Source organism: Planococcus sp. YIM B11945, from assembly GCF_050864155.1.
Lineage (GTDB): Bacteria > Bacillota > Bacilli > Bacillales_A > Planococcaceae > Planococcus.
The window spans coordinates 31,274-44,886 of sequence record NZ_JBOZWR010000001.1 but is presented as its reverse complement, the minus strand read 5'-3'; the positions used below and the strand labels follow the sequence as shown (position 1 = coordinate 44,886).

The window sequence follows — 13,613 nt, the reverse complement described above, 5'->3', positions numbered from 1 at the left end:
AACGAATTTAACGAAGCGGCACTTTAGTACCTTGCCGCCATTTTTTTATGTTACAATTTATTCAGCACGTATAGGAGGGATTCTAGTGAAAAATCGTGATTTATTGATCGGATTTGCAGCAGGCGCGGCCGCTACTTTTCTAGTGAAAGAGGCATACGACCGCAAAGAAAAGCTCTACCCAGCAGACGATGTGCTCAAAAATGTCAAAGAAGCGTTTAAAGAAGAAGGGCCGATTGATGGCTCCTGGATTTTCATGAAGACCGAACCATACAAACAACACGCCATCACAACAGAAGTTTATAAAGGCGGCATCACGCGCCACTACCAAGATGCATTAGAACAATACGAATTTTTAGCAGACGCTTACACCGGCGCTGTGCTTGAAGTGAAAAAAGTATAAGGAAAAGGAGCCGCAGCTGGTTGCTGCGGCTCCTTTCGGACTGTAGACAAATTCTGGTATAGATGAATGGTAATGAATAAACCCAACCGGCACGGCCTTAGCCGCTTCACTCGCAAAGCTCGCTCCAGGGTCTGCGGCTCGTGTCGCTTCGCTGCTCCCACAGGAGTCTCCGTGGCCGAACCGGTTAGGGCGTCGCTTTCAATTCAAGGCGACGAATGAGTTAGAGTTCATCAAATGAATAAGTAAGATATCTTTTAGTGTGCGATACTTGAGGATCTGGAGCGAAAGCCGGCGACGCCTGCGGCAAGCGTCCGGCTGAAGCGTAGGATCCGCGATTTCACCGCTGTACCTGTATAAAGAGTTATTGGTCTTAATATAAATTCTTTTGTTTACAAGCTTAAAGGAGCCGCAAATGCGGCTCCTTTTTTAAATCTCTTTTTCTTTTCGCACAATTGATTCGATGATTTCTTTGCCGTCTTTGCTCCATTTCAGCACGCGGTAATAGGCATCGTGGTAAAAGAAGAAATAATAATCGTTTTCAAGTGCTTCTTTCATCAGCTTTTCTTTTGCGTAGATCGAGTCCATCGGATAATCGTCAAAAGCGAGCACCCAAAGCGGGTTTTGGTGGGCATGTGTCGGCATGATGTCGGCCATGTGAAGCATCGTTTCGTTTTCTTGCTGTAATTTCACGACACTATGGCCGTTCGAATGGCCGCCGGTGTGGATCATTGTAATGGCGTCAAACAGCGTGAGTTCCCCTTCAAAGGTTTCCACTTGGCCGACGATCGGCTCCCAATTTTCTTTCCAATATGTATTTTTGGATCGAATATTCGGATGCTGCATTTCTTCCCATTCAACGGCAGAGACGTATATAGTGGCGTTCGGGAAAAAAGAAATATAGCTATCTCCGTCGCGTTTGGTCAAGCCCGCAGCATGGTCGCCGTGCAAATGCGTCATCAGCACTGTGTCAATGTCTTCCACCGTTAGTCCGAGTTCCGCCAAGTTTTCTTCGATTTTAGACTCCGAAGAAACGCCCAAATTGCGCTTTTGTCGATCCGTCAGCTTGCCAGCGCCTAAACCGCTGTCGATGACAATATTATGGTTTTTGTATTGAACCAAAATCGGATGCGCCGGCAGTTCGATTTGATTGGCTACATTAACTGGATATTTTCTCGACCAAACCGCTTTTGGCACTACCCCAAACATCGTGCCGCCATCAAGCCAAGTCGTTCCCCCATCTAACCATGTCAATGCCATATCGTGAAATTGAAATTTCTCCATCATCCATCCCCCTAAGAATTAGTTCGTCTGAAATTGCGCTTCCATCCGGTAGATCGGCTGGCCTTTTTTTGAGAATTTTTCTTCGTATTCCGTCATGATGTTCCACTCGGGTTCGTTGGCATGCAAATCCAGCGACACATCTTTTAATAGCATGCCGTATTCAGAAATGCTGGTAAGCGAGTATTCAAAAAGGCCGCGGTTATCCGTCTTGAAATGGATTTCTCCGTTTGCTGGAAGAACCGACTCGTACAGCCGCAAAAACGTTTCATGCGTCAAACGCCGTTTGGCATGGCGTGTTTTTGGCCAAGGATCCGAAAAGTTCAAATACACCCGGTCCACTTCCCCTTTTTCAAAAAAAGAAGCCATTTCTTTCGCATTCACTTTCAGCAAACGAAGGTTTGGAATGCCGCCTTCTTCTTCCAAAACGCGTTCCAAAGCCGTCACGATGACGCTATCGAACAGTTCAATGCCAATGTAATTAATTTCGGGATTCATTTTGGCCATGCCGACAATAAAACGGCCTTTTCCGGTTCCCGCTTCAATATGCAGCGGATTGCTGTTGTCAAACTCTTCCTGCCATTTTCCTTTAACCGTTTCCGGCTGCGGTATAACGATTTCGGGATGGGATTCGATTAATTCCAAAGCCCATGGTTTAAAACGTGATCTCATTTTGCATCCTCTTTCTTTTCTATAATTGCTGATTTCCAGTGATTATTGCTGACAGAATAAATTGCTGCTTCATTCATCGGTGTCTTTCCAGCTCCATCGCCGTCCACATGGCGATAAACCGCTCGATCGGAAGTTAATTTGAATTCAGGGCCGCTCATTTGCACAACTTCCTTGAACCGTGTATGTGTTCCGGTAAATACCGTACCAAAAATGAATAAGAGTTTCAAACGCCGCAAATTATGTACGAGGGTCAATTCCATTAAACCGTCATCCGTTTTGGAGTTCGGCGAAATTTTCATGCCGCCGCCAAAATATGGCTGATTGCTGACCGTGGCAAACCAAACGTTTTCGAAGGTGCGCTGTTCATTGGCCGTTTCGACCGTTAATTGAAATTGTTCAAATCTCGCTAAGGTTTTAATGACATACAACAAATAAACAATTTTTCCGGCTCCGATTTTATTCAGCCATTTTTTAGCGGGCGAGCGGTTCACGAGAACGGAAATTTCCGCATCAAATCCGATGCCCGAACTGCTGACAAATTGCCACCTGCCATCATTTGTGAACTCGCCTAAATCTTCGGACAGCCACTTCGGTCCTTCCAAAAAAACAGCAATTGCTTTGGCATCCAGAAACGAATAAAATCCTCTGCCAAAATCGTTGCCAGACCCGGCAGCAACCGATCCCACAATCAAATGGTCGGCCCCGGCTGCGCCAACGATGATTTCACGCAATGTGCCGTCTCCTCCAAATCCGACGATCAGCACCGATTCGCTCAAAAAGTGCAGCGCTTTGACCATTTCAGTGGCATGGCCATGATGCTTAGTCAGCTTCATTTCATATGGAAAATGGATGGTTTCTTTAAATTGCCGCCACTTTTTTAACGCTTTGCCGTTGCCGGCAGTTGGATTGATAATGAATAGCGTTTTCATGGTTCCTCCTGTACAGCACTGCATCACAGCGCCTAACTCTCTGCTTTTAATGGATACGTATGAATCGGTATATACCGCGGCACTTCGGAAGGTTCGATTTGAAATATCGAGAATTCAGTTACTTCAAACGACTGCTCTTCAACTGCCAATTGTTCCTCGATCGGTTTTCCGCCTTTCCATTTTCCGGCGAGTGTAATATGCGGGACAAACGGTTTAGCATCTAAATGAAAGCGGTAAGGCTCCAGCGCCTGCCTTACTTGTTGCTGCAAGTGATTCAACTCCATGCTGTTTTCGACGGAGGCATAAATAATGCGAGGCGTTGATGGATTGCCAAACGTTTTGACTCCGTTGACTGTCAGCCGAAAAGGAGCTTGTTCCACATTTCGCAGCGATTTTGCCGTTTCTTGAATGTCTCCATGCGCATCGTTTCCGATAAAAACGAGCGTAATGTGCATATCGATTGCCGGTGTATAGCGCTTATGGCTTGTCAGATTCCAACTTTTGCGATCAGCGTCTAATTTGGCCGCAGCAGCTGCGGGAATTTTAATGCCGATAAAATAATGTTTGGACATTTTGGCCACCTCTCTTCAGTTTAACATTTGAAGCACTGTAAAAAAATAGCGATCGGCTTTCGCCGATCACTTTTATGCGTTGACGCCTATATGCAAATTTCGTGTAAACGCCGTTTGGATTTTCCGTGTTACCGTTCCAGGCTGGCCGCTTCCGATTGCTTGGCCGTCAATTGCCGTGATGGGAATAATTTCAGCGGTGGTTGAAGATAGGAAAAATTCATCCATTTCTAGCGCCTCTGTTTTAGTAAAAGCGATTTCCCTTACCGGGATGCCGTTTTCTTCGCATAAGGTTAAAATAACACCTCTTGTAATGCCATGGAGAATTAAGTTATTGGCCGGATGCGTGAACACGACACCGTCTTTTATTCCATACATATTCGTCGATGAACCTTCTGTCACCGTTTCGCCGCGGTGAAGGACGGCTTCGTAAGAGCCATGGTCATGCGCTTCTTGTTTCGCTAAAACATTGCCAAGCAGATTCAAGCTTTTGATGTCGCAGCGCAGCCAACGGACATCTTCTACAAATTTCGCCTGCACACCAGTTTCCATCAGCGCAACCGGACGTTCCACTGTTTTCGTATAAGCAATCAATACCGGCGGGCAATCCACTGGAAATTGGTGCTGTCGGATAGAAGCTCCGCGCGTAATTTGAACGTATACTTGGCCCGTTGTGATTTCATTCATTTCCACCAAATCGTACATCATTTTATGGAACACGTCTTTTGTAAATGGGATAACGATTTTCACTTTATCAGCACTCGCATAAAAGCGGTCGATATGTTCTTTTGCGGTATACATGCTGCCGTCGTACACCCGGATTACTTCGTACACGCCATCGCCAAATTGATAGCCTCGGTCTTCTTTAGAAATTGTTAATTCTTCTTCACGAATAAATTCTCCATTATGCAAAAGCCATTCCATGTGAATTCCCTCTTTTCTCATTTTCTGCAGGCCAATTGATAAATTGCTTCTGCATAAATTGCCGTGGCTTTGACCAAATTTTCGATTTCCACAAACTCATCCAGTTGATGGGCAACGTCTGCTTCTCCCGGGAAAAGCATCCCGAACGCTACGCCTTTATCAAGCACGCGTGCATAGGTCCCTCCGCCGATTGCCAAAAGGTCGGCCGTTTGCCCGGTTTGATTTTCATAAGCACTTTGCAAGGTTTTGATGAATGGATCGTTTTCGTCCACATGATGGGGCGCTGAATTGGAAGCGATCTTCAACTGATAGCCATCAATCTGGAAATCAGCCAGTTTTTGTTCAAACGGATAGCTGACCGAATAACGCATGCTGACGGAGACTGTTGCCGTTTTTCCACGTTCAAAGCGAAGGACGCCGGCATTAAACGTCGTGTCTCCTGACACCTCGTCGGAGAAATCGAGTCCGAACCGTTTGCCGCGGGAATCTTCGTAGAAATGATCCACAATAAAGTCCGCGAACGAACGGCCGTCGCCTGATAGCTCGCCTCTTAAAAATAGCGCCAAGAGAATGCCGGCATTGACGCCCGCGTCCGGTTCCATCGCATGCGCCGATTTGCCGTGCAAGGTCAATATGGTTTCACCATCTTGCTCAGAAGCCAATCCTTCGATTTTCAAGTCTTCGCAAAAGGCGTTAAAGCTTTTTTGCCATTTAGGAAAGTCCCCGCTCAATCTCGCTTCCGCCAAATCCGGCACCATATTGGTCCGCTCGCCTGCGCTAAAATGCTGCAATTCGTCTTGCTGGGTCCACTCTGATTTGGAGAACACCAGTCCCGCAATTCCTTTTTCGGCATTGATAATCGGGAAATCCGCATCCGGAGCAAAGCCGATTGTCGGCATTTCTTCCGTTTCAAAATACCGATTGACACAGCGGAAGCCGCTTTCTTCGTCGGTTCCAATAATCAACCGCACCCGTTTTGAAAACTCAAAACCGGCATCTTTCACCATATTCAAAGCTGTCCATGCCGCAATCGTCGGGCCTTTATCATCAATGGCACCTCTGCCATAAAGTTTGCCGTTTTCAATCACGCCGCCAAACGGATCTTTCGTCCAGCCGGCTCCAGTCGGCACCACATCGACATGGCCAAGTATTCCGAGAAGTTCTTTGCCTTCCCCGATTTCCAGATGGCCGGCAACATGGTCGACATTTTTTACCGCAAAACCATTATTTTTTCCTTTTGCTAAAAACCAATCAAGCGCTCGTTTGACGTCTTCCCCAAAAGGAGCATCTTTCGTGGTTTCTTCGCTTAGCACGCTCGGTATCGCAATCAGTTCCTGCAATTCTTTAAGCATGCTGTCTTTTCGCTTTTCTGCTTCTAGCTGCCAGTCCATATTCCACTCTCCTTTTTTGTTAAAGCTATTGTACACCTTTTTTGAATAAATGAAATAACTCATTTTAAAATCGTATGCAATTGATGAAGTCATTTTTGTTAATAATTAGGTGAAAAGATGAAATATCTAGTAAAAAAATTGTTTTTCCGATATAATCAAATTGTCAAATAAATCAATTTGGCAGACTTTTTCAGAAAAAGGAGATGTCGTTTCATCATTATTAACCTTGCTGTATAAACCTCAGCATTTCGTCCGCTAGTCTTTGCCAATGGGAAAAAAGATGAAGGAGTGGTTCTTTTACATGAAACCTACTACTGATCGTATGCTCATTCGAATTAAAGATATGTATAAGTACATCCGGGATAACGGAACTGTAACTACGCAAGATTTAGTCGATGAATTCGGCATCACTCCTCGCACCATTCAAAGAGATTTGAATGTGTTAGCCTTTAACGATTTGGTTACCAGTCCAACTCGGGGCAAATGGACAACGACGCACAAAAAAGTGAAAGTGACATCTTAAGAAAAGCGGAAGCGCCTGTTTAGCTCCGACAAGCGCTGGAGGATTTGACTATCATGGCGCTTTTTGCCATGATGGGCAAAACCGAAGCGACTCGAGGGGCTAGGCGCTGGAGTCTAGACACCATAGTAATATCATCATACAAAGAAAATGACCGCAGAAGCTGCGGTCATTTTCTTTGGGTTAGGCGATTCAATTCCTCTTCAGTCAACGGCCGGTATTCCCCGAGCTTTAATGCCGGATCCAATTGCAGCGGCCCCATCGACAGCCTTTTTAAATACGTGACTTCTTTGCCGACGCTTTGGAACATCCGCTTGACTTGATGGAATTTTCCTTCGGTAATTGTCAATTCAATTTCCGATACCAGTCCGCTTGTTAAAATCTTTAGGCGCGCCGGTTTGGTCATATAGCCATCATCAAGCATGACGCCTTTTTCAAAAGCCATGCCGTCTTCTTCCGTCACGGTTCCTTTGATGACCGCAAAATACGTTTTGTCGACATGCTTTTTCGGCGACAGCAGTTCATGTGCCAGTTTGCCGTCATTGGTCAATAACAACAGCCCTTCGGTGTCTTTATCAAGCCTGCCGACTGGGAACGGCTTGAAATGCTGCTCATCTTTAGCCAAAAGGTCAATAACGGTTTTGTCGTAATTGTCTTCTGTGGCCGACACCACGCCTGCCGGTTTGTTTAACAGCAAGTAGATAAATTCTACGTATGTTACCGGCTCACCGCCGACAAGCACCACGTCGACTTTTTCATCTACGTGCTGTTTGGGATCCCGGATTATTTCTCCGTTCACCTCTACAGCTTTTGATTTCAGCAAGTCTTTAACTTCTTTGCGAGAGCCGAAGCCCATATTGGACAGAAACTTATCTAAACGCATATGGACCTCCTAGAAACCAAATTTACGGGTAATTCGCGTCAAGCGATCACCAAGCAGCTTTTGGGCAATTCCTGATCTCAACCCAAGGAAGCCATAGACGGCTGCTCCGACGGCGCCAACAATCAAAATGCGTGCAATCGATTTAAGTTTGCTGTCCATGTCGAGGAACAAATCGACTCCTGCTAATGAAACATATACAGCAACTGCCATAACTGCGTTCATCAATACAATCAAGACAATGCGGCGAATAACAAGCGTTGACCGGTAATTCAACGTGACAGAAATAACGGCCAAGTTCATGCCGATTGCCACTACATAACCGATCATCGTCGCCGCAATCGCTCCGTCTGTTTCAAACAATTTGATAAGCGGGATATTCAAAACCAACTTCAATAACAAGCCGGTCAATAAATTCAAGATAATCCATTTTTGTTTATTGATTCCCTGCAAAATGGAAGCCGTTACCGGGAACAAGGCGAACAAAATCGCGGCTGGCAAATAATGGGCCAGCACTTCAGATCCAGCATCGCTGATTTGGTAGAAAATATGGTAGAGTTCGTCGGACAGCATCGCCATGCCAACCACTGCCGGCAATGTCAAAAACAACAGGATTTGAAACGACTGGTCCAGCGTCCGGGTTACTTGAAGATGGTCATTCTTCGTAAAATAACGGGTGATCAGCGGAATCAGCGCCATGGAAAAACCAGTAGCAAGCATAACCGGAATCATCACCAGTTTATGGGCTGTAAAGTTGAGCATCGTTAAATACGTGCCCGCCTCTGCTGCATGTTCTGTCGTACTCATGGCATTGCTGAACGTCAGCATATCGACGAATTGGAAAAGTGAGTTGGCGATGCCGAGGAACACGACCGGCACGGCATAAACCAAAATTTCCTTATACATGTCACGCAGCCGCACATCGTATGACTGGACAGACTTTGAACGAAGTTCGTTGTATTCGGGTTTTTTCTTTTTCCAATAATAGAACAAAACCGCGACTCCGCCTAGCGCTCCAATAGATGCGGAAAGCACAGCCACTTGGACAGCTACATTCGGGCTAGAATCAAAAATATTCAAGACAATATAAGCTCCCGCAAGCAAGAAAACAATACGGACAATTTGTTCGATCAGCTGAGATACCGCAGTCGGCATCATGTAGTTGTAGCCTTGGAAGAACCCACGCCATAAACTCATGAACGGCACAACAATCAAAGCGAAACTGACCCAGCGGATCACTTCTGTTACATCTTGTACGGAATGGATTTTGTCTTTTGGATCGATCGTCATATTAGCAATCGGTTCAGCCAATAAATAAAGCAGCAAAAAGGATATAAAACCGGTAATCAACATCGTCAACAACCCGGATTTCAGCAACCTTCTGCCGGTTTCGTAATCGCCAAGCGTGTTGTACTTCGCGACGAATTTAGAAAATGCGATCGGTGCACCGGATACGGCGAGCGACAGCATCAAGTTATACGGTATGTATGCATATTGGTAAAGGCCAACATTTTCTTCGCCGACCATGCCGTAAAACGGAATAACATATATAACACCTAAAATTTTCGATAAAAATAAACCTAAGGTTAAAATGGCGGTTCCTTTAATGAGTGATGACATTTTGCACTTCCTGACATGATAGTTGTAAAAGCAATCTACACGATAGTGTACACCTATCGAAGAAATTACTCAACGAGTTTCCGCGCTTCGTGTATACTGAAAAGAAAAACGAAAGCGAGTTCCTATCTTATGTATGACGTCATCATTATCGGCGGGGGTCCCTCAGGCTTAATGGCTTCCATTGCCGCTGCTTCTAGAAAACAAAAGGTTTTATTGATTGAAAAAGGAAAAAAGCTCGGAAAAAAATTGGTCATTTCCGGCGGTGGACGCTGCAACGTCACCAATCGTTTGCCTCTTGACGAAATTGTGAAGAATATTCCAGGGAACGGCCGTTTTTTGCATAGTCCGTTTTCCGTCTTTAATAACGAAGACATCATTTCGTTTTTCGAAGGCTTGGGCGTAGCGTTGAAAGAAGAAGACCATGGCCGCATGTTTCCTGTCTCCGACCGGGCGCAAGACGTCGCGGACGCCATGTTCCACGAAATGGACCGCCTCGGCGTAACGGTGCTGCTCGATTCACCCGTGAAAAAATTATTGATGACCGATGAAAAAGTAACGGGCGTCCGGCTGCATTCCGGCAAAGAATACACTGCAAAAGCGATTGTTGTCGCAGTCGGCGGTAAAGCGGTTCCGCAAACCGGCTCGACGGGCGACGGCTACCCATGGGCGGAAAAAGCGGGCCACACTGTAACCGATTTGTATCCAACCGAAGTGCCACTGTTGTCGAAAGAACCATTTATCGTCAGCCGCGAACTGCAAGGGTTGGCGCTGCGCGATGCAGCTGTATCTGTGCTCAATAAAAAAGGCAAAGCGCTCATTACCCACCAAATGGACATGCTGTTCACGCATTTCGGCTTGAGCGGTCCTGCCATTTTACGCTGCAGCCAATTTGTTGTGAAAGAAATGAAGAAAAATGGCGGCGTTCCAGTGGACATGCGCATCAACTCGTTGCCAACTGAGAATGCAGAATCAGCGTTTCAGCTTCTTTTTAAGCTCATGAAAGACGAACCGAAAAAAGCTGTGAAAAACGTCTGGAAAGGCGTTGCCCAAGAACGCTGGCTGCTGTTTTTGCTGGAGCGCGCAGGCATTGACCCGCAAGCGATCGGCGCAGAACTGGCAAGCGACAAAGTCCGCGCCATGGCGGTTCAGCTGACAGCCTTCACCATGACAGTTACCGGCACTCAACCGATCGAAAAAGCTTTCGTCACCGGCGGCGGCGTTTCCATCAAGGAAATTGAGCCGAAAACGATGGCTTCTAAAATGAAGCCTGGCCTCTACTTCTGTGGCGAGATTTTGGACATCCACGGCTACACCGGCGGCTACAACATCACGTCTGCGCTCGTAACCGGCAACGTCGCTGGCCAAAGCGCCGCACGATTTGCCGCAGAATCTGCCGCCAACGTCTAATTTTCGATTTTAAAGCCATCCGCAGCTGCGGATGGCTTCTTTGTCGGCGTTTGATTGTGGTTTTATGTTGTTTTACGCACGTGGAGTGAAGTTTGTGCACGTTCACGAAAAAATACGCACGTTCAGCGAATTTTATGCACGTTCACGAAAAAATACGCACGTTCAGCGAAACTTATGCACGCTCACGGGAAAATACGCACGTTCAGCGAAACTTATGCACGTTCACGGGAAAATACGCACGTTCAGCGAATCTTATGCACGTTCACGGGAAAATACGCACGTTCAGCGAGAAATACGCACGCTCCTCAAAAACACAAAAAAGCCTGTTCGCCAGCACAATGCGGCGAACAGGCTTCTTTTATTACCCTACAACTATATTAATCAATTTCCCTGGAATGGCAATGACTTTGCGGATTTGTTTGCCTTCTGCTGCTTTTTGGACGTGTTCATCTGCAAGCGCGGCTGCTTCCAATTCCTCTTTCGTGCTGTCTTTCGCGACAACCAGTTTCGTTCTCACTTTGCCGTTTACTTGGACAACGATTTCAACTTCGTCGGTCACAAGTTTCGACTCATCAAACACCGGCCATGCTTCATACGCTACCGTTTCGCTGTGACCCAATTTTTCCCACAGTTCTTCCGCTACGTGCGGTGCAATCGGCGACAAGAGCTTCACAAAACCTTCGACGAATTCTTTAGGAATTGCGTCGGCTTTATAGCCTTCATTGATGAAGACCATCATTTGGGAAATCGCCGTATTGAAGCGAAGCCCTTCAATGTCTTCTGTCACTTTCTTCACTGTCTGGTGGTAGGCTTTGTCCAATTTGCCGTCATTTGAATCGACAATTTTCGAACTTAACTCGCCTTCTTCGATGAACAAACGCCATACACGGTCCAAGAACCGGCGCGAACCGTCAAGGCCATTTGTCGACCAGGCGATGGACGCCTCAAGCGGCCCCATAAACATTTCATACATGCGAAGTGTATCGGCTCCATGGCTCTCGATCACTTGGTCCGGATTGACGACATTGCCTTTGGATTTCGACATTTTTTCATTGCCTTCTCCCAAAATCATGCCTTGGTTGAATAATTTTTGGAACGGTTCTTTCGTTTCAACTACACCGATATCGTAAAGCACTTTATGCCAGAATCGTGCGTACAATAAATGAAGAACCGCGTGCTCAGCGCCTCCGATATATACATCAACCGGCAGCCAGCGTTTCAACAATTCTGGATCCGCCAACATTTTGTCGTTGGTTGGGTCGATAAAGCGTAAGTAGTACCAGCAGCTTCCTGCCCATTGCGGCATTGTATTGGTTTCGCGGCGCCCTTTCATGCCCGTTTCCGGATGCACGACATTCAACCAGTCTTCGATATTGGCAAGCGGCGATTCGCCGGTGCCGCTCGGTTTGATGTCGGTCGTCACTGGCAATACCAATGGCAAATCTTTTTCATCAACCGGTGTCATTGTGCCGTCTTCCCAATGAATGATTGGAATCGGCTCGCCCCAGTAGCGTTGGCGGCTGAACAGCCAGTCCCGCAGACGGAACGTGATTTTCTTTTCGCCGACTTCGTGCTCTTCCAGCCAAGCAATCGCTTTAGCAATTGCTTCTTTTTTGTTCAAGCCATTCAAGAAAGCCGAATTGATTAATTCGCCGTCTCCTGCATACGCTTCCTCTTCAATATTTCCGCCTGATACGACTTCAACGATCGGCAAATCGAATTGCTTTGCGAATTCATAATCCCGCTCATCGTGTGCCGGAACCGCCATGATGGCACCCGTTCCGTAAGTTGCAAGGACGTAATCGGCGATCCAGATCGGCATTTGATCGCCGCTTGCTGGGTTAATGGCATACGCGCCTGTGAAGACACCCGACTTTGATTTCGCCAAATCGGTGCGCTCCAAATCACTTTTCGTTTTCACTTCATCGATATACGCTTCAACTGCTGCTTTTTGCTCCGGTGTGGTGATTGCTTCCACTAATTTATGCTCCGGCGCGAGTACCGCATACGTTGCACCGAAAATCGTATCTGGGCGAGTCGTGAATGCGCGGAACGAATGATCCGTTTGATCCACATGAAATTCCAATTCTGCCCCTTCGGATTTCCCAATCCAGTTGCGCTGCATGTCTTTCAAGCTTTCCGGCCAATCCAAATCATTCAAATCTTCCAGCAAGCGGTCTGCATATTCCGTAATGCGCAATACCCATTGGCGCATCGGGCGGCGTTCGACCGGATGTCCGCCGCGTTCGGATTTGCCGTCGACCACTTCTTCGTTGGCAAGTACTGTACCAAGTGCAGGACACCAGTTGACCGCTACTTCGTCCACATACGCCAAGCCTTTATTGTAAAGCTGAATAAAAATCCACTGTGTCCATTTGTAATATGCAGGATCGGTCGTATTGATTTCACGGTCCCAGTCATACGAGAAACCGAGTTCCTGGATTTGGCGCTTGAATGTCGCGATGTTTTTCGCGGTAAATTCAGCCGGATCATTCCCTGTATCAAGTGCGTATTGTTCTGCAGGAAGGCCGAATGCATCCCAGCCCATAGGGTGAAGAACGTTATAGCCTTGCATGCGCTTCATGCGGCTCAAAATATCGGTTGCCGTGTAGCCTTCCGGATGGCCAACGTGTAGGCCGGCGCCTGATGGATACGGGAACATATCCAGTGCATAAAATTTCGGTTTGGCTTCGTCATTCTCCATTTTGAACGTTTTGTTGTCGGCCCAGTATTTCTGCCATTTCTTTTCTACTTCTTTGTGCTTGAATGTCATCAATTTTCCTCCTCATAAATAAAAACTCCCGCCCCTTAAATAAAATAAGGGACGGGAGTTTCCCGCGGTACCACCCAAATTAGCGAGTTACTCGCTCAACTTGATTCCTTAACGCGGAAAACGGTGTATCTTACTAATTTCACATACACTGGCTCCAAGGCGAGTTCAATTGCGTTTATCACCGGCTTGCACCAACCGCCGGCTCTCTTTTAGATAAAAAGCAATTTACTATTCCTCTTCACTGCCATTT

At 46.6% G+C, this 13,613-nt stretch carries 12 protein-coding genes and 1 other annotated feature (1 of these 13 cut by a window edge); of the genes, 3 read left to right on the top strand and 9 right to left on the bottom strand.

The window, feature by feature from the left end; translation table 11 throughout:
• The first annotated feature begins 85 nt into the window (after window positions 1-85).
• Complete coding sequence (locus tag ACRRQV_RS00320; protein ID WP_432526494.1) at window positions 86-400, top strand: PepSY domain-containing protein; 315 nt, start codon at window positions 86-88, stop codon at window positions 398-400.
• A gap of 426 nt (window positions 401-826) precedes the next feature.
• Here the strand turns inward: ACRRQV_RS00320 and ACRRQV_RS00315 are convergent, their stop codons facing one another.
• From ACRRQV_RS00315 to pepV, 6 genes are all read right to left on the bottom strand, one after another.
• Window positions 827-1,681, bottom strand: coding sequence for a YtnP family quorum-quenching lactonase (locus ACRRQV_RS00315; protein WP_432526492.1), 855 nt, complete (start codon window positions 1,679-1,681; stop codon window positions 827-829).
• An 18-nt stretch (window positions 1,682-1,699) separates the two neighbouring features.
• On the bottom strand, window positions 1,700-2,350 hold the full coding sequence (gene trmB, locus ACRRQV_RS00310) for a tRNA (guanosine(46)-N7)-methyltransferase TrmB (RefSeq protein ID WP_432526490.1): 651 nt from the start codon (window positions 2,348-2,350) through the stop codon (window positions 1,700-1,702).
• Window positions 2,347-3,279 (bottom strand): diacylglycerol/lipid kinase family protein, encoded by a 933-nt coding sequence (locus ACRRQV_RS00305; RefSeq protein ID WP_432526488.1) that lies wholly within the window; start codon window positions 3,277-3,279, stop codon window positions 2,347-2,349. Before ACRRQV_RS00305 ends, trmB begins: the two co-directional genes overlap by 4 nt.
• A 32-nt stretch (window positions 3,280-3,311) precedes the next feature.
• The gene (gene thpR, locus ACRRQV_RS00300; protein ID WP_432526486.1) at window positions 3,312-3,851 is read right to left on the bottom strand and encodes an RNA 2',3'-cyclic phosphodiesterase; all 540 of its coding nucleotides are present in this window, start codon (window positions 3,849-3,851) and stop codon (window positions 3,312-3,314) included.
• A 72-nt stretch (window positions 3,852-3,923) separates the two neighbouring features.
• The gene (dat, locus tag ACRRQV_RS00295; RefSeq protein ID WP_432526484.1) at window positions 3,924-4,772 is read right to left on the bottom strand and encodes a D-amino-acid transaminase; all 849 of its coding nucleotides are present in this window, start codon (window positions 4,770-4,772) and stop codon (window positions 3,924-3,926) included.
• A gap of 17 nt (window positions 4,773-4,789) precedes the next feature.
• Entirely contained in the window at window positions 4,790-6,163 is a 1,374-nt protein-coding gene (pepV, locus tag ACRRQV_RS00290; protein WP_432526482.1) for a dipeptidase PepV, read from the bottom strand.
• Window positions 6,164-6,464: 301 nt separating this feature from the next.
• Here pepV and ACRRQV_RS00285 point away from each other — a divergent pair, with 301 nt between their 5' ends.
• Window positions 6,465-6,686 carry a DeoR family transcriptional regulator gene (locus tag ACRRQV_RS00285; RefSeq protein WP_432526480.1) on the top strand — a complete coding sequence of 74 codons (222 nt, stop codon included), beginning with the start codon at window positions 6,465-6,467 and terminating at the stop codon, window positions 6,684-6,686.
• A gap of 166 nt (window positions 6,687-6,852) precedes the next feature.
• Here ACRRQV_RS00285 and ACRRQV_RS00280 read toward each other — a convergent pair whose 3' ends face one another.
• Both ACRRQV_RS00280 and ACRRQV_RS00275 read right to left on the bottom strand, forming a co-directional pair.
• Window positions 6,853-7,566, bottom strand: a complete 714-nt coding sequence (locus ACRRQV_RS00280) for a pseudouridine synthase (protein WP_432526478.1) — start codon at window positions 7,564-7,566, stop codon at window positions 6,853-6,855.
• 9 nt (window positions 7,567-7,575) lie between these two features.
• The gene (locus tag ACRRQV_RS00275; protein ID WP_432526476.1) at window positions 7,576-9,183 is read right to left on the bottom strand and encodes a putative polysaccharide biosynthesis protein; all 1,608 of its coding nucleotides are present in this window, start codon (window positions 9,181-9,183) and stop codon (window positions 7,576-7,578) included.
• Between the two features lie 129 nt (window positions 9,184-9,312).
• Here ACRRQV_RS00275 and ACRRQV_RS00270 point away from each other — a divergent pair, with 129 nt between their 5' ends.
• Complete coding sequence (locus ACRRQV_RS00270; RefSeq protein WP_432526474.1) at window positions 9,313-10,590, top strand: NAD(P)/FAD-dependent oxidoreductase; 1,278 nt, start codon at window positions 9,313-9,315, stop codon at window positions 10,588-10,590.
• Window positions 10,591-10,951: 361 nt separating this feature from the next.
• Here ACRRQV_RS00270 and leuS read toward each other — a convergent pair whose 3' ends face one another.
• Complete coding sequence (leuS, locus tag ACRRQV_RS00265; RefSeq protein WP_432526472.1) at window positions 10,952-13,363, bottom strand: leucine--tRNA ligase; 2,412 nt, start codon at window positions 13,361-13,363, stop codon at window positions 10,952-10,954.
• Between the two features lie 44 nt (window positions 13,364-13,407).
• Window positions 13,408-13,613: a binding site (T-box leader), on the bottom strand; it runs 1 nt beyond the window's last position.